This is a genomic window from Pelagimonas sp. KU-00592-HH, from assembly GCF_040369695.1.
GTDB lineage: Bacteria > Pseudomonadota > Alphaproteobacteria > Rhodobacterales > Rhodobacteraceae > Shimia.
The window spans coordinates 543,101-561,259 of record NZ_BAABWM010000001.1 but is presented as its reverse complement, the minus strand read 5'-3'; the positions used below and the strand labels follow the sequence as shown (position 1 = coordinate 561,259).

General features: G+C 62.5%; 18 protein-coding genes. 7 read left to right on the top strand and 11 right to left on the bottom strand.

All coding sequences use genetic code 11. The features are described 5' to 3' along the window. Positions 1–40: 40 nt before the first annotated feature. Together ABWV42_RS02880 and ABWV42_RS02875 are read right to left on the bottom strand one after the other, a co-directional pair. Positions 41–1,021 (bottom strand): calcium-binding protein, encoded by a 981-nt coding sequence (locus ABWV42_RS02880; RefSeq protein ID WP_353338818.1) that lies wholly within the window; start codon positions 1,019–1,021, stop codon positions 41–43. Between the two features lie 55 nt (positions 1,022–1,076). Beyond that, positions 1,077–1,682, bottom strand: coding sequence for a flavin reductase family protein (locus ABWV42_RS02875; RefSeq protein ID WP_353338817.1), 606 nt, complete (start codon positions 1,680–1,682; stop codon positions 1,077–1,079). 81 nt (positions 1,683–1,763) lie between these two features. Between ABWV42_RS02875 and ABWV42_RS02870 the strand changes: the two genes are divergently transcribed. Next, positions 1,764–2,255 (top strand): GNAT family N-acetyltransferase, encoded by a 492-nt coding sequence (locus tag ABWV42_RS02870; protein WP_353338816.1) that lies wholly within the window; start codon positions 1,764–1,766, stop codon positions 2,253–2,255. Positions 2,256–2,286: 31 nt separating this feature from the next. After that, positions 2,287–3,078, top strand: coding sequence for an EcsC family protein (locus ABWV42_RS02865; RefSeq protein ID WP_353338815.1), 792 nt, complete (start codon positions 2,287–2,289; stop codon positions 3,076–3,078). 219 nt (positions 3,079–3,297) lie between these two features. Here ABWV42_RS02865 and ptsP read toward each other — a convergent pair whose 3' ends face one another. The 9 genes from ptsP to ABWV42_RS02820 all read right to left on the bottom strand — a co-directional run bounded on the left by ptsP (position 3,298) and on the right by ABWV42_RS02820 (position 12,850). Further along, positions 3,298–5,547: a phosphoenolpyruvate--protein phosphotransferase gene (gene ptsP / locus ABWV42_RS02860; protein ID WP_353338814.1), complete on the bottom strand. Its 2,250-nt coding sequence runs from the start codon at positions 5,545–5,547 to the stop codon at positions 3,298–3,300. Between the two features lie 58 nt (positions 5,548–5,605). Next, positions 5,606–6,841, bottom strand: coding sequence for an aspartate kinase (locus ABWV42_RS02855; protein ID WP_255105122.1), 1,236 nt, complete (start codon positions 6,839–6,841; stop codon positions 5,606–5,608). A gap of 163 nt (positions 6,842–7,004) precedes the next feature. Then, entirely contained in the window at positions 7,005–7,649 is a 645-nt protein-coding gene (locus ABWV42_RS02850) for an SDR family NAD(P)-dependent oxidoreductase (RefSeq protein ID WP_353338813.1), read from the bottom strand. Positions 7,650–7,725: 76 nt separating this feature from the next. Then, positions 7,726–8,184, bottom strand: a complete 459-nt coding sequence (locus ABWV42_RS02845) for a DUF1178 family protein (protein WP_255105127.1) — start codon at positions 8,182–8,184, stop codon at positions 7,726–7,728. A gap of 80 nt (positions 8,185–8,264) precedes the next feature. After that, on the bottom strand, positions 8,265–8,747 hold the full coding sequence (locus tag ABWV42_RS02840) for an NUDIX hydrolase (RefSeq protein ID WP_353338812.1): 483 nt from the start codon (positions 8,745–8,747) through the stop codon (positions 8,265–8,267). Between the two features lie 169 nt (positions 8,748–8,916). Continuing rightward, positions 8,917–10,023 (bottom strand): mandelate racemase/muconate lactonizing enzyme family protein, encoded by a 1,107-nt coding sequence (locus tag ABWV42_RS02835; protein ID WP_353338811.1) that lies wholly within the window; start codon positions 10,021–10,023, stop codon positions 8,917–8,919. Between the two features lie 3 nt (positions 10,024–10,026). After that, entirely contained in the window at positions 10,027–11,151 is a 1,125-nt protein-coding gene (locus tag ABWV42_RS02830; RefSeq protein WP_353338810.1) for a mandelate racemase/muconate lactonizing enzyme family protein, read from the bottom strand. Then, positions 11,148–11,732, bottom strand: a complete 585-nt coding sequence (locus ABWV42_RS02825; protein WP_353338809.1) for a dimethylsulfonioproprionate lyase family protein — start codon at positions 11,730–11,732, stop codon at positions 11,148–11,150. Before ABWV42_RS02825 ends, ABWV42_RS02830 begins: the two co-directional genes overlap by 4 nt. Further along, the gene (locus ABWV42_RS02820) at positions 11,729–12,850 is read right to left on the bottom strand and encodes an alcohol dehydrogenase family protein (protein WP_353338808.1); all 1,122 of its coding nucleotides are present in this window, start codon (positions 12,848–12,850) and stop codon (positions 11,729–11,731) included. The genes ABWV42_RS02825 and ABWV42_RS02820 overlap by 4 nt, the downstream gene beginning before the upstream one ends. Positions 12,851–12,919: 69 nt before the next feature. On the opposite strand from ABWV42_RS02820, the gene ABWV42_RS02815 reads away from it, so the two are divergent. From ABWV42_RS02815 to ABWV42_RS02795, 5 genes are all read left to right on the top strand, one after another. Beyond that, positions 12,920–13,807, top strand: a complete 888-nt coding sequence (locus tag ABWV42_RS02815; protein ID WP_353338807.1) for a MurR/RpiR family transcriptional regulator — start codon at positions 12,920–12,922, stop codon at positions 13,805–13,807. Between the two features lie 696 nt (positions 13,808–14,503). Then, positions 14,504–14,995: a division/cell wall cluster transcriptional repressor MraZ gene (mraZ, locus tag ABWV42_RS02810; protein WP_255105144.1), complete on the top strand. Its 492-nt coding sequence runs from the start codon at positions 14,504–14,506 to the stop codon at positions 14,993–14,995. Beyond that, positions 14,955–16,001: a 16S rRNA (cytosine(1402)-N(4))-methyltransferase RsmH gene (gene rsmH / locus ABWV42_RS02805; RefSeq protein ID WP_353338806.1), complete on the top strand. Its 1,047-nt coding sequence runs from the start codon at positions 14,955–14,957 to the stop codon at positions 15,999–16,001. The genes mraZ and rsmH overlap by 41 nt, the downstream gene beginning before the upstream one ends. Next, positions 16,001–16,348, top strand: a complete 348-nt coding sequence (gene ftsL, locus ABWV42_RS02800) for a cell division protein FtsL (RefSeq protein WP_255105149.1) — start codon at positions 16,001–16,003, stop codon at positions 16,346–16,348. The genes rsmH and ftsL overlap by 1 nt, the downstream gene beginning before the upstream one ends. After that, a complete protein-coding gene (locus ABWV42_RS02795) occupies positions 16,345–18,129 on the top strand; it encodes a peptidoglycan D,D-transpeptidase FtsI family protein (RefSeq protein ID WP_255105152.1) in 1,785 nt (594 codons plus the stop codon). The genes ftsL and ABWV42_RS02795 overlap by 4 nt, the downstream gene beginning before the upstream one ends. Positions 18,130–18,159 lie beyond the last annotated feature (30 nt).

Sequence of the window (18,159 nt, the reverse complement as noted above, 5' to 3'; positions counted from 1 at the left end):
GAGTTTGCAAAGTGTCTCAGAGGCTTGGCCGCTCGGGCGGTCAGAGGATCGGCACAACCAGGAAGTCATCGGTGTCGAGATTTTCGAGCAACACATCTTCGATCCGCACCGTGCCGCGTTCCCATGTCAGCAGCACATCATCTCCGTCCTGCCGCATGCTGGCGGTCAGCGTCTCACTCAGGATGCGAACGCGGTCTTCGCCGATGGTGAAATCGGTGATCACGTCATTGCCGTGGCTGGTACCGGGCAGGGCGAACCCGCCGTTCTTGCCGAAGATGAAGACATCGTTGCCGTCTCCGCCGGTCAGCGTGTCATCGCCATGCCCGCCGCGTAGGCGATCCTGTTCGCCGCCGCCTTCAAGGATGTCATCACCTCCGCCGCCGCGCAGCGTGTCACGCCCCTGACCACCGATCAGCGAATCCATGCCGCGGCCACCGCGCAGCAGATCGGGTTGTTCGCCGCCATCAAGGGTATCGTCGCCGTCCTTGCCGAAGAGGGTGTCGCGCCCGCCACCGCCTTCGCCATAGTCATCGCCCGCCCCAAGGTTGAAGTGATCGTGCCAGCCGTTCAGATAGACGATGTCGTCGTTGTCAAACACCAAGGGCACGTTGTCGAACGAGGTTTCGTTGCCAAGAAAGCGGTCCTGAAAGACGCTGCCGTTATAGGTCATGGGCTGCGCCATGAAGAGGGTTTCCAGCGCATCCACCGTGCCTCCCTGTTCGGCCACCACCGCAGCGCGGAAATCGGCGACCGGGATCGACATGGCGATTCCCACCAGGAAAAACCCGTTCCCCTCGGCCGCGATATCGGTGATCGTGCCGCCCGTCAGCCCTTGCTTGCCGTCCACGTAACCATAGGTGAACCCCGTGCCCGTCACCGTGTAAGTGCGCGTATCATCCGTGAAAATCGCCTGCGTGGCCGTGCCGCTTTGCAGGTCGGGGTTCCGTTCTAGGAAAGAAAAATGAAAAAGGGCGCCCGTGGGCCAGCCGTAAACATTTCCGCCAAATCGTATGGTAATCATCTGAGGTCTCCGACCTTTGAATATGGCCGGAGACTATCACATTTCAGGGCAAAGGTCAGTCGTCGGGACGTTTCAGTTCAAAGACATTGTCGACCACCGAATAGTCGCGATAGCCAAGACGCGCCAACGGGCGGAAGGTGGAAACATCGAAGCGGCCATCAACGATGCAGTTGTCGCGCAGGTGAATGCCGATCACCTCGCCATGCACCACGTAGTTTGCCGCGCCGGGCAATTGCACGATCTGGGTGACCTTGCATTCAAGGCTTGCCGGAGCGCCGTCCAGACGCGGGCACTCGATGGTGTCGCATGGCGCCGCCGTCAGCCCCGCGCGCTCGAACTCGTCAACATCCTTGTCAAAGCCCGTGGTCGAGACGTTCATCGCATCCTTCATCGCCTCTTCGACGATGTTGATACAGAACACGCCAGTGGCGCGGATATTGGCGAGCGTGTCCTTGGTGTTGTCCTGATCCGGCTTGGCCCCGGTGCTGGCAAACATGATCTGCGGCGGCACATAGGCGGTGCCGTTGAAGAAGGAATAGGGCGCAAGGTTGGCGACACCATCGCCATCGCGGGTCGAGACCCAGGCAATCGGGCGTGGCGCGATCAGCGCGTTGAACGGGTTGTGCGGCAGGCCGTGGCCCTCTTCGGGACGATAGAACATTGAAAACGCTCCTGTTGGGTTTGAACCATGCCTAACCTCGTGCTAGGGCGGTTTCCACGAAAAAGACGTGGGGCAGGGCAAGTGCTTCGGCTGACAGTGGAAAAAGACACGGACTGGTGGGAGGTCGAAGCCCTCTATGACCTGTGCTTTGCACCGGGTCGTGAGGCGCTGTCGTCCTACCGCCTGCGCGATGGCGTGCCACCGGTTGCGGGGCTTTCGCTGGTTGCGCGCGATGATGATGGCATCCTTGGCGGGGCGATCCGCTATTGGCCGGTGCGCATCGACGGCCACGATGTTCTGCTGCTCGGGCCGGTCGCCGTCCACCCGACGCGGCAGGGCGAGGGGCTTGGTGGTTTCCTGATCCGCGAGAGCCTCGAGCTGGCCAGGCCGCTTGGATGGCAGCGGGTTCTGCTGGTGGGGGATGCGCCCTATTACACGCGGTTCGGCTTTAACAAACTCGATGGCGTGGTCATGCCGCCGCCCACCAATCCGGAGCGGGTTCTGGGCTATGAGCTGACCGAAGGTGCCTGGGACGGGGTGCGTGGGGATGTGGTTTCCGTCGCTGGCCCTTGATCTCGCGCGCCGCGCTCCCAATCGCTAATGTATGACCCGACCGTTGGACATGCCCCCAAGCCGCGTCGTTCACCCCTCCGAGGTGGACGCTGAACTCGACCGCCTTGCCAAGACTTACCGTGGCGCAAGCAGCATAGGACTGGACGTGCTGAATGCGCTGGGCGGCGCGGGAGAAGGGATGTTCGACAGCCTGCCGCGCTCGGTCAAGGACCAGCTGGCCGGCACGACCGAGCGGGCCCTGATGCGCGCCATGAAGCTTGCCCATTCCTCCCGTGGGCTGATTGGCGATGACAGAGGCTGGCTGAACGGCGCAATGGCCGGCGTGCTGGGCGCGGCAGGTGGGGTCGGAGGCACCCCCACCGCCCTGGCCGAGATCCCGGTGACGATCACGCTGCTTTTGCGGGTGATCCAGCGTGAAGCGGCGCAGCTTGGCTTTGATCCCGCTTCCGAGAATGTGCAGTTCGACTGCGTGCAGGTGTTCGGCGCGGCAGGTCCGCTGGCACGCGATGACGGGGCCGACATGTCCTTTGTCAGTGCCCGCCTTGCCTTGACCAGCGGCGCGATGCAGACATTGATCGTCAAGATCACCCCGAAGCTGGCGGCGGTGCTGGGCCAGAAGCTGGCAACGCAGGCGGTGCCGCTTTTTGGCGCTGCTGCGGGCGCGGCGGTGAACTGGGCCTATGTCAGCTATTATCGCGACATTTCACAGGTGCATTTCGGATTGCGCAAACTGGCCATCGACAGCGGCGAGGATCACGACGCGCTGGTGGCGGCCCTGCGTGCGCGGATGGCGCCGCAACTGACCTCGGACCGCGTCGCCTGATCGCCCTGCCGGATGCCTCCGGCGGGAGTATTTTTCGTGCATTGAAGATTAAGGCACTCTTTACTGTGCGTGGCTACCCTTGGAGGGCGTCACAGGCTGGAGAGCCGATGGGCGCGTGCGTTGAAGCCCTGTCCGGATAAATCCGATAGCCAAGCGGTAAGGCCGGGCAGGCACCCCCGGCTTCAATGCACCGCAAATACTCCCGCCGGAGGCGGAAAATCAGCTCTGGCCGCGCAGGTAATCCATTACGGCCGGGCGGACCGACTGGTCGCCGCGCTCGCGGGCTTCGACGATCACCTGGCGCACCTCGGAGAGGTTCGACCGGCGCAGAAGAGATTTCACCGGACCGATCGAGGCCGGGCGCATCGACAGGGTGCGCAGGCCCATGGCGGCAAGGCAGAGTGCTTCGATGGGGCGGCCGGCATCCTCGCCGCAGAAGCTGAGCGGGGTTTTGGTCGAGGTGCTGTTGCAGCGGTTCACGATGCCTTCGAGGAAGGTCAGGAAGCTGACGTTCAGCGTATCATAGCGCCGCCGTACCCGTTCGTTCTCGCGGTCGGCGGCAAAGAAGAACTGTTTGAGATCGTTACCGCCGATTGACAGGAAGCCCACTTCTTCGAAGAATTTCTGCGGCGCAAAGCCAAGCGAGGGCGTTTCCAGCATGGCGCCGATCTCGAGGGTTTCCGGCAGCGGATGGCCGAGAACGCGTTCGCGTTCCTTGGCTTTTTCCATTTCTTCCAGCGCTTTGGTGTATTCTTCGTACTGGGCGATGAAGGGGAACATCACCGAAAGCGGGCGTCCGTTGGCGGCCCGCAGCAGGGCTTGCAGCTGCATCCGCATCACGCCCGGTTTGTCGAGACCGACGCGGATCGCGCGCCAGCCAAGCGCCGGGTTCGGTTCTTCCTGTGGCGCCATGTAGGGCAGTACCTTGTCCGAGCCGATGTCGAGGGTGCGGAACACCACGCGTTTGCCGTGGGCGGCGTCCATGACGCGGCTGTAGAGCTGCGCCAGTTCCGTGCGTTTCGGCATCTGGTTGCGGATCAGGAACTGGAGTTCTGTACGGAATAGGCCAACCCCCTCGGCACCCGAATTGTCGAGGCTGGGCAGATCGGCCATGAGGCCCGCGTTCATGTGCAGCCCGATGGTGACACCGTCCAGCGTCGTCGCGGTCTTGTCGCGGATCGAGGCATAGCGCTGCTGGGCCTGGGCCTGCATCGCGATCTTGTCGCGGAAGGCGGTGACCACGGTTTCGTCGGGACGCAGGTGAACCGTGCCATGATCGCCATCCACCATAATGTGGTCGCCGTTCAGGGCTTCGGTGGTGATGCGGTCGGCGTGGATCACCAGCGGGATCGCCAGCGCGCGGGCAACAATCGCGGCGTGGCTGCCGACCGAGCCTTCTTCCAGCACGATGCCCTTTAGGCCCCGGCCATATTCCAGCAGTTCCGCCGGTCCGATGTTGCGGGCGATCAGGATCGGATCGGTGGGCAGTTCGGCACCGGTCTCGCTGCCCTGTCCGGTCAGGATGCGCAGCAGGCGGTTGGAGAGGTCATCAAGATCATGCAACCGTTCGCGCAGGTAGGCGTCGGTCACCTGCTCCATGCGGGTGCGAGCGGTGGTCTGTTCCTTCTCGACCGCGGCCTCGGCGGAAAGCCCGCCGGCGATGTCATGTTCCATGCGCCGCATCCAGCCCTTGGAGTTGGCGAACATCCGGTAGGCTTCGAGCACCTGGAGCTGTTCCTTGTCGCCCCCGGCGGCACCATCCAGCATCTTGTCGACGCCGACGCGCAGTTGGTCCACGGCCTCGTGCAGGCGCTGCAATTCGACCTCGGGGTCTTCGGCAATCGGGTTGGTGACCACGACGCGCGGCTCGTGCAGCCAGACATGGCCTTCGGCGGCGCCTTCCTGCGCGCTGCCACCGCGGAACATCACAGACTGGTGGTGGCGGGCCTGCATCGCGGCATTGTCGCCAAGAAAGGCGCCAAGCTCGGTCATCTCGGCCAGAACCATGGCCACCACTTCGAGGGCATAGGTTTCGTCCAGCGAGAAATCGCGGGCTTCTTTCGACTGCACGACCAGAACGCCGAGGTTTTCGCCAAGCCGTTGGATCGGGACACCGCAGAAGGACGAGAAAATCTCTTCCCCGGTTTCCGGCATGTAGCGGAAGCCCCTGGCCGAAGGGGCGTCAGCGGTGTTGACGATGCGCGAGGTCTTGGCGACGCGACCGACAAGGCCTTCGCCAATGCGCAGGCGGGTCTGGTGAACCGATTCCGGGTTCAAACCTTCGGTGGCGCAGAGTTCGAGCGTTTCCTCATCGCGGAACAGGTAGATCGAGCACACTTCGGTGCCCATGGAGGATGCAATGAGGTGGGTGATCCGATCTAAGCGGGCCTGGCCAGCACTGCTTTCGGCCAGAACTTCTCGCAAGCGGCCAAGCAGCTTGCGGCTTTCGGTTTCGGTTCTTTCAGACATAGGTGTCCGCTCTTTCGTGTGCCCACCACCGGCAGGCACACGCAAATCGCGTCATGCCTCAGGCAGCTTTCTCTAGTTCGAAAGCATCATGCAGGGCTTGGACGGCAAGTTCCATGTATTTCCGGTCTACAAGCACGGAAATTTTGATTTCCGATGTCGTAATGACCTTAATGTTGATGCCCTCGTCCGACAGCACCTTGAACATCTTGGCTGCAACCCCTGATTGAGAGCGCATGCCGATGCCTACAACCGAAACCTTGCATACGTCGAGGTCGGTCACGAGCTCTTCGTAGTTCAGTTCCTGGCCCTTGATCTCGTTCATGGCCTTTTCGGCGCGGCCCACCTGATCGGTCGGCAGCGAGAAGGTCATGTCGGTGCGGCCTTCATCCGAGATGTTCTGAACGATCATGTCGACGTTCACGCCGGCATCCGACAGCTTGCCGAAGATGATCGAGGCGATGCCCGGACGGTCGGCAACCGAGACCAGGGTCATTTTGGCTTCGTCGCGCGAGTAGGCGACACCGGAGACGACGTTGGATTCCATGATTTCCTCCTCATCGCAGACCAGGGTGCCTGCTTCGTCGGATTGTTCTTCAAATGAGCTCAGGACGCGCAGCTTGACCTTGTAGCGCATGGCCAGTTCGACCGAGCGGGTCTGCAGGACCTTGGCACCGAGAGAGGCCAGTTCCAGCATCTCTTCAAAGGCGATCTTGTCAAGTTTGCGGGCCTTTTCACAGATACGCGGATCGGTGGTATAGACCCCGTCCACGTCGGTGTAGATGTCACAGCGTTCCGCACCGAATGCGGCGGCAAAGGCCACGGCGGTGGTGTCCGAACCACCACGGCCCAGCGTGGTGATGCGGCCTTCGGGGCTGATGCCCTGGAAACCGGCGACCACGGCCACTTTCATGCCTTCGTCGAACTTGGCCATGATGTTGGCCGGCGGGATGTCTTCGATCCGTGCCTGGCTGTGCGCCGAGGTGGTCATGACCGGCACCTGCCAGCCCTGCCAGCTGCGTGCGGGCACGTTCATTTCCTGCAGGGTCAGCGCCATCAGGCCGGCGGTCACGTTTTCCCCCGAAGAGACGACAGCGTCGTATTCGCGGGCATCGAACAGCGGCGAGGTTTCATTGACCCAGCCGACCAGTTCGTTGGTCTTGCCGGACATGGCCGAGACGATGACGATGACGTCATAGCCCTTAGCCACCTCGACACCGATGCGCTTGGCGGCGCGTTTGATGCGGTCCAGGTTGGCGACGGAGGTGCCGCCGAATTTCATCACGAGAACGGGCATTGATCTTCCCTTGGTCTTTGATTGACGGGCGGTTTACGCGGATGCCGTCAGGGTGGCAAGCGCAGTTGGGGCCGTGGGTGCAATGATTGCGCTAAAAGTCGCGGCCACGTAGGTTTCTTTCGCGGAAAACCGGCCAATATTTTGGATATTTACCGTTATCGCCTCAAAAGGCGTGATCGCGCCCGTCCCAGGTGCGGAAACAGCCGGTGGTCTCAAGGTCGAGTTCATCGAACCGCCGCACCAACCCGTCGGCGCTTTCATCGACCGTGATGTCTGCGGCTTCGGTGCCCATGTCGGTCTTGACCCAGCCGGGGTGATAGATCCCCACGGCGATGCCGATATGGGCCAGATCGGTTGCGAGGTTGCGCCCCAGGTTCAGGGCCGCGGCCTTTGACGCGCGGTAGATATATGAGCCGCCCGGCGCGCGCTCTTGCGAGGCCATCTGGCTCGAGATGATCGCGATCTTCGGGGCCTTCGAGAGCTGCAGGTTCGGCAAGAGGTTCTGCACCGTGAGGAACACCCCAGTGACATTGGCCGCCATGGTCTCGGCCCACATCTCGGGCGGATAGCCATCAGCCAGACTCTCGTGCTTGTCGAAGTACACCCCGGCGTTGCAGACCAACAAATCAACCGGACGGCTGTCGAGTGTCTGGGCCATCGCCGCGTGATCGGCCTTGTTGGTGACATCCAGTGTCAGGAATTCGCCGCCCGCGCGGGAGGTGCCGGTAACCTCGTGGCCGGCGGCGCGATAGCGGCTTTCCAGAGCCTGTCCGATGCCACGGTTCGCGCCTGTGATGACAACATGCATGTGCGGTTCCTTCCTGCGGAGACTCGAAACGAGATCTCCCGCAGCTTAACCACGAAGCGACAATCAGGTGTAGGGTTTAGTTGCTTTTGCGGCCCGGACGGAACGGCAGCGGGGCCACCGGGATGCCATCTTCGATCAGCGCCTTGGCCTCGTCCGGCTTGGCCTCGCCATAGATCGCGCGTTCCGGCGCGTCGCCTAGGTGCATCGCGCGGGCTTCCTCGGCGAAATTGCCGCCGACATAGTCCGAATTGGCCTCGACCTGTTTGCGGAATTCGGCCAGCGCGGTTTCCATTTCGGTCTTGGGGCCGCTCAGCGGGGCCGGTGCGGCCTCTTGCCTGGCTTCCTGTGCAGGCTTTGCCGCGGCCTTGCGGGCGGGGCGCACACGCGGGGCCATGATCGCCTTTTCCACCTGCATATCCCCGCAGACGGCACAGGCCACCATGCCGGCCGCTTTCAGCTTGTCAAAAGCCTCTGCCGACTGGAACCAGCTGTCGAACTTGTGGTCCTTGCTGCATTTGAGCGTGTACTGGATCATGGCTGCCCGAAGTTGACCGGCCGTATCGTGGCCGTCTGACAAAGATAATGTCGGGCAGGGGGGCGATCAAGCCAAATGGATCATCGCAGGTGGCGCGCGTCGAATTTGCGCAGGATCTGGGCAAGTTCCGGCTCGCGCACCATTGCTGCCGCCTTCTTGGGGCGCATCCACTTGCGACGGCGTTCGCCGCGTTCGGGAAACTTGTCGGCGACCTTGGTGGCTTCGAGCGGGTAGACCGTGACCATCACCGGCATCATCATCTTGCCGCCGCGTGTCTTGATTTCCTTGGCATAGGTGTAAAGACCGATGGGCGCGTAATGCGCCACACCCTTCACGCCGGCCTCTTCCCAGGCTTCCTGTGCGGCGGCTTCGGCCGGGGTCAGGCCCGACATCGGCCAGCCCTTGGGGATGATCCAGCGCCGGGTCTGGCGGCTGGTGATCATCAGAACCTGGGTGCGGTCCTTGTGCACGCGGTAGACCAGCGCCCCGAATTGGCTTCGCAGGTCGGTCTTGCGTGCCGATTGCATGGCAATTGGCTTTGGTTTGTTGAGGTGCAGTGTCATGCTGTCCCCCGACTGCCCGTCTTGTTGTTCTTGTCCCAAGGATACGCCAGCTTGCCTGCCGCGCCAATGGATTCTTGGCAAGATCCTGCCTTGTGTGGCGAGGGGGCGGCATCAGGCAACCTGCGGTGCGTCGCCCAATGCCTTTGTTTTTATGGGAATTTTTGCCGCGTTAAGCCTCGTAGGTGGCGACCGGCGCGCCAAGGCTTTCAAAGTCCGGCGTGACACCAAGACCCGGCGTATCCGGTGCATATAGCTTGCCGTTCTTCACCGACGGGCCGCCGATTCCCGTGCTGCGGGTCACGTAGTGGTGCAGGTCGGTGGTGTTTTGCAGCATCTCTTCGGGGGTCGAGGTCGCGAAATGCGCCACCGCTGAAGAGGTGATCTGGCCGCCCCATGTGTCTTCGCTGATCACCGGAATGCCATGATCAATCAGGAAATCACGCACCCGGCGGGCCTTGGACAATCCCCCAAGGTTCGAGATTTTCAGACAGCAGATCTCTGCGCCGCGATCCTCCACAATGCGGCGTGCCATCTGGATGCCGGTCACGCATTCATCGAGCTTCATCGGCTGTTCGGCGACGCGGCGCACCTGCTGGCATTCCTCGTAGGTGTGGCAGGGCTGTTCGAGGATAAAGTCGAGATCGCGGGTGGCGCGGGCCACGCGGATCGCGTTGTCGACGCGCCATCCCTGGTTGGCATCCGCCATCGCCTTTTCCCCCGGTTTGAGAAGCGGCACGGCCTGGCGAATGCGGTCAATATCCGTGACCCAGTCACCGCCCACCTTGATCTGGAACTGGCGATAGCCGCTGGCCCGATGCGCTTCGAGTTCCCTGATGGTCTCGGGAACCGATTTCTGCGGTGCCACGCGGTACATCGGTGCGCCGTCGGTCAGCTTGCCCCCCATCAGCATCCAGACCGGCTGGTCCGTGGCCTTGCCCAGAATGTCCCAGAAGGCGGCATCAAAGGGGGCCTTGGCATAGCCGTGACCCTGCGTGATGCTGTCCATCAGCCGTTCCATCCGCCAAAGCTGGCGGGGGTCTTCGCCAAGAAGGCGCGGTGCGGCCAGTCGGGCAAAGGCCTCGACCCCTTCGGAATGCGCCACCATATAGTTCTCGCCACAGGGGGTGAATTCCCCACAGCCCTGAAGGCCCGCATCGGTATCCACCACCACGACCGAGGCCATGGCCGTCTCGATGGCATTTCCCGCCCCCCAAACATAGGCCCCGTCCACATAGGGCAGCGGGGTCTTGTAGATGCGAATACGGGTGATCTTCATGGCCTATGCCTCCCAAACGGCGACCGGGTCGCCCATCACGTCCATGTCCGGTGTCACGCCAAGGCCGGGGGCGTCGGGCGCTTCGGCCCCGCCGTCCTGCAGGGGCGCGTCAAAGGCGGCGGTTGTCACCGACACCATCGACCGCGTGTCCAGCGCCTGCCGCAGCATGTGGCGCGGCGTGGATTGCGCCATGTGCAGGATCGCGGCAAAGGCGATGTCCGATCCGGTGGTGTCCTGCACCGAGGCCACGAGGCCCGCCGCGCGGGCAATCTCGCGCTGGCGGCGCGTGCGGGTCAGCCCGCCCTGTTTCGAGATCTTGAGGCCGACACCGTCACAGGCATCACGATCAATCGCGTGGATGATGTCTTCCTCGCTCTGGACCAGTTCATCCAGCAGGATCGGCACGCGGCATCGCTGGCGCAGCGAAAGGGTTTCGCGCCATGTGGGGCAGGGCGCTTCCAGCACGAAATCAAGACCCTCTGGCAGCAGGGACAACAGCCGCAGCGCATGTTCCGGCGTCATGCCGTTGTTGGCATCGGCCAGAAACCATTCTCCGGGGCGACGATCTGCCAGACAGGCCTGGATGCGCTCGGCGTCGATCATCGGGCCGCCCTCTGCCTCCTCGGCACCGATCTTCACCGAATGCCCCATGAACCCCATCTCGCGATGGCGTGCCACGTTGGCCCGCATGGCCTCGGGGGTGTCGCTGCCAATCGACGAGATCATCGCGACCTTGCCGGGAATGCGCCCGCCCAGCAGGTCACAGACCGGCATGCCCGCCGCCTTGCCGAACACGTCCCAGCAGGCCACGTCGATCGGCGTCTTGGCGTGATGGTGCCCCATCAGCGCCATGTCCATCGCGTCATTGATCCGGTCCAACTGACGGGGGTCCATGCCCAGAACGGCAGGGGCCAATTCCTCAAGGCCTGCGCGTACGCCACGGGCATGGGCGGCGATATAGGTGCTGCCGAACGGCGTGCTTTCGCCCCAGCCATCGAGGCCGGTGTCGGTGACGATCCGCACGAAGGTCGCGTCGAAACTCTCGTAGGTGCGGCCCCCCGACAGGCGGTAGACGCCACCGGCATAGGGCAGGTCGACCTGATAGGCCTCAATCCGTTTGATCTTCATGCCGCATCCATCTTTGGCAGCCCCGCCAGACCGGCCCCGCGCCACAGAACAAGGGTCAGGATCGGCTGATCTGTGGTGACCATGGCATGGCTCTGGTTGGTTGCGTGGAACAGTGTTTCGCCCGCCGCCAAGTTTACCGGTTCGCGCCCCTCGGCATGGAAGGTCGCGCCGCCGGCAAGGCAGACATAAAGCTCTTCGGCCTCGTGGCGGTGCCAGTCATAGTTCAGCCCCGGCCCCCAGTAGGCGACATAGGCGCGAAGGCTGTCGCTCTGGAAATGCCCTGTCGGGCCGACCAGTTCGAAATAGCCATAGTTTTCGCGGAAATGCGCGCCGACCTCTTCCTCGGTGTAGGTGCGAATCCAGTAGCCATCCTGCGCCGCCGCCCTGATCGCGTTGACCAGGGGCTGGGTGCTGTCCGTTCCAGCACGGTCAAATGCTGCGACAATGTCGGTCGCCGGGATATGGCGCATCATCTTGCCGGTGCTGGGTGTGTCATCCGGCCAGTCGACAAAGGCCTGCATGTCGGGATGCGCCGCAAAAAGGGATTTCGCGGCGGCCAAAACACGATCCAGCCCGGTCATGGCATGACCACGATGTTGCCGGTGTGGGCTTTTTCGATGAACGCGGCCTGTGCCTCGCGCAGTTCGGCAAGCGGGTAGGTCGCGGCCAGCGCCGGTTTGATCTCGCCCGCCTCGATGTATTTCACGAGGTTCTCCGTCACCACTGGGTCGATCACGGTCGAGCCGGTAAAGGTCAGGTCACGCAGATAGAAGGTGCGCAGATCGAAGTCGACCATCGGGCCTGCAATCGCTCCGGAACAGGTGTAGCGGCCACCACGTTCAAGGATGTCGATCAGCTTGGGCCAGTAATCGCCGCCAACGACATCGGCCACCACGGTGATCTTCTCGTCGCCAAGCGCGGCGCGCAGGTCTTCGGGGCCGCGCGGCAGGATGCGATCGGGTCCAAGCTTGGCCACATCGTCATGTTTGGCTTCCGAGGCCAGCGCGATCACCCGCGCGCCCCGGCGTTTGGCCAGTTGCACCAATGCGCCGCCAACACCGCCCGATGCACCGGGCACCAGCACAGTGTCCTTGGCGCAGACATTGGCGCGGGTCAGCATGCCTTCGGCGGTCGAATAGGAGCAGGAAAAGGTGGCCAGTTCCGCGTCCGAAAGATCGGATTTCACGGCAATGACATTGGTCGCGGGAATGGTGGTGTATTCAGCATAGCCGCCATCGCATTCCGATCCGTAGTAGCCGGTCTTGTCCATGTTGGTCGGGTCTTCGGGATCGCGCAGCCAGTTGTCGGTAATGACGCGTTCGCCGATGCGCGCCGGGTCAACGCCGTCGCCCACGGCGACGATAACGCCGCAGACGTCCGCGCCCTGGATGCGTGGAAAGGTGAGGGGGCGGCCCCCCCAGGTGGGGTCTTCCTCGTTGACCTCGTCAAAGGCGCCGCCAGTGGTGGCTTCGTCCACGGCCTTGGAATACCAGCCCGAGCGCGTGTTCACATCGGTGTTGTTGAGGCCGCAGGCGCCTACCTTGACCAGCACCTCGCCGGGTGCGGCTGTCGGGGTCGGCCAGTCTTCTTTCCAGTGGTATTGATCCAGCCCGCCGTGACCCATGAGCACCATTGCTTTCATGGTTGCGGGAATGTCTGCCGCGCCGTTCCTGGTATCGGCAACGAGAGAATCTGACATGGCCTTGATCCTGTCCGTGTTTGCGTGTCTGATGGAGACGTTATTCAATCATATGTACCAAGGTCAACAATGAATGATACAAATGTATCCGACGCAGTTCTGAACCGCCTCAGTTCGGAGTGGGACGCCCTCACACCCGAAGCTCAGAAGGCGGCGCGCTACGTGCTCGAGAACCCGCGTGACGTTGGTGTATCGACGGTGCGCGAGATTGCTGAGGCGGCGAATGTGAAGCCCAACACGGTGGTGCGTATGGCGCGGCAGGTGGGGTTTGAAGGCTACGAGGATTTCCGCGAACCCTTCCGCGAGGCGATCCGCAACGGGCAGGCCTCTTTCCCGGACCGCGCGCGATGGTTGCAGGACACCCGCAAGAACGGCGCGCTGGGCGGGCTTTATGCCGATATGGTCTCGGCCGCGCTTCAGAATGTCGAGGATACCTTTGCCGGGATTGACGAGGCCGCGCTGCACGCCGCCGCCAAAACCCTGTGGGAGTCGCGCAGCGTCTATACGCTTGGGGTGGGGGTCAACAATGCCAACGCCCGCAACTTCACCTATCTGGCCCGCACTGGCATGGTGCAGTTCCACGCCATCCCGCGCCCGGGCTCTACGCCGGTGGATGACATCGCCTGGGCTGATGAACGGGACGTGCTGATTGCTATCACTTGCCATCCCTATCGCCGCGAAGTGGTTGAGGCGATGCAGGTTGCACGCGAGCAGGGGATGAAGATTGTTGGCATCTCCGACTCTCCGGCCTCGCCCATCGTGCGCAATGCCGATCACGGGTTTGTCGTGGCCGCAGACACGCCGCAGTTCTTCCCGTCCTCGGTCTCGACCATCGCCTTGCTGGAAACGCTCTTGAGTTTCGTGATCGCCACCGCCGACGACAAGATCGTCGATCGGGTCGAGAGGTTCCACAAGCGACGGCACGAGCTTGGTATCTACCAGGGCGATATCTCCTGACCCCCACGGCCCGCGATACTGCGGGCCGTTTTCGTTTGGGGGGTGATTTTGGGACGTCATGGGACGGTCGCCCGATTTTGATGGGTGTTATGGGAAATCATGGGTGAAGCCGGTCTTCTGGCAGGGTGAGTGCCGCGAATCACCTTGGTCCAGCATGGGAATTCGTGTCTGCGGCCCTGTTTCAGGGGCGCTTTGGGGTGGAAAATTTCAGCTCATCAAGATTTTTGGGAATTCATGGGACGGTCTGCGCTGCTTTCCTGATTTTGGCATATTGGGTAGTTATCTGAGATTCATGCACCAAATATGGTGTGTTGAGACTCTAATCTCGGCAATCTATCGTCGGATCGCGCCCCGATTCTGGGGGAGTCTCGGAAAAATTCCCAAACTTTTCAGTTGATTCCCATGCTTTCCCATGTCATTCCTTAATCACACGATGAGGACGGGAAATCAAAAGGGGCGACAAAGACCCCAAAGAAAATCCCAAGTCAGGTTTCATACAGGCCCCGCTTTCATCGAACCAAGAGATCCGGCGCGCGGGCGAGCAGACATCCCCCCAGGTGGCGCGCGCAGCTGGACACCCCGCTAGACGGGACGAGGGCGGCGGATTGATCAGTGGCAGCAGATCAATCCGCCGTTTCCCGTCTAAGGGGTCACGTAACAGGTAACCGGGGACAGGTAGAGAAGGGCCAGCAGGCAGTGGCACGCAGGTTCAGAGGCGAAAGCGACCACAAGGTCGACACGAAGGGCAGGGTGTCTATCCCGGCCTCCTTTCGTCGTGTGATCGAAAGCTGTGACCCCGACTGGACCGACGGCCTTCCGCCGCGCCTGATCCTTGTCTACGGCGGGGCGACCCGCGACTACATCGAAGGCTTTACCATCGAGGCGATGGATGAAGTCGATGAAAAGATTTCCAAATTCCCACGCGGTTCGGCCAAGCGTAAGGCGATGGAACGCCTCTACTCGGCGCAGTCGGTCGAGATCGTGGTCGATGACACCGGCCGCATTGTCCTGCCGGCAAAGCTGCGCGAGAAGATCGGCCTTGATGGCATGGCCCGGTTTGTCGCCTCTGGCGACACCTTCGAAATCTGGCAGCCCGAGGCCTATGACGCGTCGATAGACGAACTGGACGAAGACGGCTTCGACCCGGATGCCGATCCTTCGATCTATCTCGACGGGGACTTGGACTGAGATGGGGGCCGAACAGCCACATATCCCCGTACTCCTGACCCCCATCCTGAAAACCTGCGCCCCGATCCACGGCACATGGCTTGATGGCACCTTCGGGGCGGGCGGCTATACCCGTGGCCTGCTGGACGCAGGCGCCGACAAGGTGATCGGGGTTGACCGCGATCCGCTGGCCTTCGAGATGGCCGCGCCCTGGGTGGGCGACTATGGCGACCGGATCGAGATGGTGCAGGGCGTGTTTTCCCGCATGGACGAATATGCCCAAGGTCTTGATGGCGTGGTTCTCGACCTTGGCGTGTCGTCAATGCAGCTTGATCTGGCCGAACGCGGCTTTTCCTTCCTGCGCGACGGGCCGCTGGATATGCGGATGTCGCAGGATGGCCCTTCTGCCGCCGACCTCGTGAACGAGGCGGACGAGGCCGATCTGGCCGATATCCTGTTTCATTATGGCGAGGAACGCGCCAGCCGCCGGATTGCCAAGACCATCGTCAGGGCACGCACCGCCGCGCCGATCCGCACCACGCTGGAATTGGCCGAACTGATCGAAGGTTGCCTGCCGCGCGCCAAACCCGGCCAGTCGCACCCCGCCACCCGCAGCTTTCAGGCGCTGCGCATCGCGGTGAATGACGAATATGGCGAGCTGTTCCGCGGTCTCATGGCGGCCGAACGTGCGCTCAAGCCCGGTGGCCTTCTGGCGGTCGTGACCTTCCATTCGATCGAAGACCGCATGGTCAAGCGGTTCATGCAGGCGCGGGCCGGTCGCACCGGCAACGTCAACCGCTATGCCCCGGAAATGGAAACCGAAAAACCGGCGTTTGAGCTGATCACCCGCAAGGCGGTTGGGCCGGATGACGACGAGTTGGCGATCAACCCGCGCTCGCGTTCGGCCAAGCTGCGCGTGGCGCGGCGCACCGATGCCCCTTCGGGTGACGTGGATGGCAAACAGATCGGTATGCCGATGACCGGTCAGCAAGCCGGACAGCAAAAGGGACGGGGAGGACGCCGCTGATGCGCAGCATGATGTTTGTGATGACCGCCCTTGCCGTGATCGGCCTTGCCGTCTGGGCCTACCGTGAAAACTATCGCACCCAGCACGTGATTGACGAAACCGAGGAAATCCAGCGCGAGATCGGCACCGCCCGCGCGCGCCTTGCGGTGTTGCGTGCCGAGTGGGCCTATCTCAACCGCCCCGACCGCCTGCGCGATCTGGCCGAGTTGAACTATAACAGCCTGCAACTTTTGCCGCTGCGCGCCGAACAGTTCGGACGCGTCGATCAAGTGGTCTATCCCCAGCAGGAGCTGCAGTTCGATCTTGACGGCGCGGTGATGGTCTCGTCCGACGGGGCAGGCCAATGATCCGCACGCCGCTTCGCCCCCTGGCCCAGGTGCTCTGGGCGCGCGACACCGGCGAAAATCCGGACGTGATCGAGCGTGAAAACATCCGCCAGCGCCACGAGGAAATGCGCGGCGCCCTGCGCGTGCGCGCCGAGGGCCGCTTGCTTATCATGTCGGTGTTGTTCCTGTCGCTGTTCATCGTGGTGGGCGCGCGGATGGGCATGCTGGCCTATTCCGAGGCCACCGAACCCCGCGCCAGTGCCGCGGGTACCGCCATCGCCGCGCAACGGGCCGATATCGTCGACCGTCAGGGCCGCATTCTGGCCACCAATCTGGAAACCCACTCTCTCTATGCGCAACCGCCGCATATGATCGACAAGGAACGGGTGGCGGACGAGCTGATCAAGATCTTCCCCGATCTGGATCGCGCGCGTCTGGTGAAGGATTTTACCGGCAAGCGCAAGTTCCTGTGGATCAAGAAGAAAATCAGCCCCGAGCAGAAACAGGCGGTGCATGACATCGGCGATCCGGGCCTCATGTTCGGCCCGCGCGAGATGCGCCTTTATCCCAATGGCCGGCTGGCGGCACATGTTCTTGGCGGCTCTGGCTTTGGCCGCGAAGATGTGCGCGCCGCCGAGGTGATTGGCGTGGCCGGTGTCGAGAAATACTTTGACGAGGCCCTGCGTGATCCCTCGAACGGCGGCAAGGCCCTGACCCTTTCGCTGGACCTGACCGTACAGGCCGCAGCCGAGCGTGTGCTCTATGGCGGCATGAAGCTGATGAATGCCAAGGGCGCGGCGTCGATCCTGATGGACGTGCACACCGGCGAGGTCATTTCCCTTGTGTCGCTGCCCGACTTTGATCCCAATGATCGCCCGCGTCCGCTGACTGAAGGTGACCAGAGCGACAGCCCGCTGTTCAACCGCGCGGTGCAGGGGGTTTACGAACTCGGCTCGACCTTCAAGATCTTCACCGCCGCGCAGGCGATGGAGCTGGGTCTGCTTGGTCCGGACACTGTGATCGACACCAAGGGGCCGATGAAGGTTGGCGGGCACCGCATTGGCGAGTTCCAGAACAAGAACTATGGCAAGCTTTCGGTGACCGACATCATCGTTAAAAGCTCGAACCGTGGCACCGGGCGCATGGCGCTCAATATCGGGCCGCAACGCCAGCAGGATTTCCTCAAGAGTCTTGGTCTTTTCGAAGCGACCCCGATCCAGATCGTCGAGGCCTCGGGCGGCAAGCCGCTCTTGCCGTCGCGCTGGACCGAGCTGTCGGCGGTGACGGTCTCTTATGGGCACGGCATCTCGAGCAGCCCGATGCACCTTGCCGCCGCCTATGCAACGATTGCCAATGGTGGCCGCCAGATCAAACCGACGCTTCTGAAACAAAGTGGTCCGCAATACGGTCCGCAGGTCGTGTCTGAGCGGGTTGCCGCCGAAAGCGTGCGCATGTTGCGCAAGGTGGTCACCGAAGGCACCGCCAGCTTTGGCGAGGTCGAGGGCTATCACGTGGCGGGCAAGACCGGCACGGCGGACAAGCCCAAGCCGACCGGTGGCTACTATGACGACAAGGTCATCAACACATTTGCCTCGGTTTTTCCGGCACATGACCCGAAATACGTGCTGATCGTGACGCTGGATGAACCGGTTGAGACTTCCGGCCCCGAACCCCGCCGCACCGCCGGTTGGACAGCGGTTCCGGTGGCCGCCGAAATGATCGGCCGCATCGCGCCGCTTCTGGGGCTGCGTCCCGAAGTTGAACCCACCTCGTTGACTGGTATAACGCTGACATCGAACTAACGCATGTTGTGCGGAGGCAAACGCCGCTTT

What these genes read in the sequence shown, in the direction of transcription:
- ABWV42_RS02835 (WP_353338811.1), bottom strand. Translation starts at nt 10,023, where the DNA reads ATGAAGATCACCCGTATTCGCATCTACAAGACCCCGCTGCCCTATGTG.
- ABWV42_RS02820 (WP_353338808.1), bottom strand. Translation starts at nt 12,850, where the DNA reads ATGTCAGATTCTCTCGTTGCCGATACCAGGAACGGCGCGGCAGACATT.
- rsmH (WP_353338806.1), top strand. Translation starts at nt 14,955, where the DNA reads ATGCCGATCCTTCGATCTATCTCGACGGGGACTTGGACTGAGATGGGG.
- ABWV42_RS02795 (WP_255105152.1), top strand. Translation starts at nt 16,345, where the DNA reads ATGATCCGCACGCCGCTTCGCCCCCTGGCCCAGGTGCTCTGGGCGCGC.
- ABWV42_RS02875 (WP_353338817.1), bottom strand. Translation starts at nt 1,682, where the DNA reads ATGTTCTATCGTCCCGAAGAGGGCCACGGCCTGCCGCACAACCCGTTC.
- ABWV42_RS02825 (WP_353338809.1), bottom strand. Translation starts at nt 11,732, where the DNA reads ATGACCGGGCTGGATCGTGTTTTGGCCGCCGCGAAATCCCTTTTTGCG.
- ABWV42_RS02845 (WP_255105127.1), bottom strand. Translation starts at nt 8,184, where the DNA reads ATGATCCAGTACACGCTCAAATGCAGCAAGGACCACAAGTTCGACAGC.
- ABWV42_RS02865 (WP_353338815.1), top strand. Translation starts at nt 2,287, where the DNA reads ATGACCCGACCGTTGGACATGCCCCCAAGCCGCGTCGTTCACCCCTCC.
- ABWV42_RS02850 (WP_353338813.1), bottom strand. Translation starts at nt 7,649, where the DNA reads ATGCATGTTGTCATCACAGGCGCGAACCGTGGCATCGGACAGGCTCTG.
- ftsL (WP_255105149.1), top strand. Translation starts at nt 16,001, where the DNA reads ATGCGCAGCATGATGTTTGTGATGACCGCCCTTGCCGTGATCGGCCTT.
- ABWV42_RS02880 (WP_353338818.1), bottom strand. Translation starts at nt 1,021, where the DNA reads ATGATTACCATACGATTTGGCGGAAATGTTTACGGCTGGCCCACGGGC.
- ABWV42_RS02855 (WP_255105122.1), bottom strand. Translation starts at nt 6,841, where the DNA reads ATGCCCGTTCTCGTGATGAAATTCGGCGGCACCTCCGTCGCCAACCTG.
- ABWV42_RS02815 (WP_353338807.1), top strand. Translation starts at nt 12,920, where the DNA reads ATGAATGATACAAATGTATCCGACGCAGTTCTGAACCGCCTCAGTTCG.
- ABWV42_RS02840 (WP_353338812.1), bottom strand. Translation starts at nt 8,747, where the DNA reads ATGACACTGCACCTCAACAAACCAAAGCCAATTGCCATGCAATCGGCA.
- ptsP (WP_353338814.1), bottom strand. Translation starts at nt 5,547, where the DNA reads ATGTCTGAAAGAACCGAAACCGAAAGCCGCAAGCTGCTTGGCCGCTTG.
- ABWV42_RS02830 (WP_353338810.1), bottom strand. Translation starts at nt 11,151, where the DNA reads ATGAAGATCAAACGGATTGAGGCCTATCAGGTCGACCTGCCCTATGCC.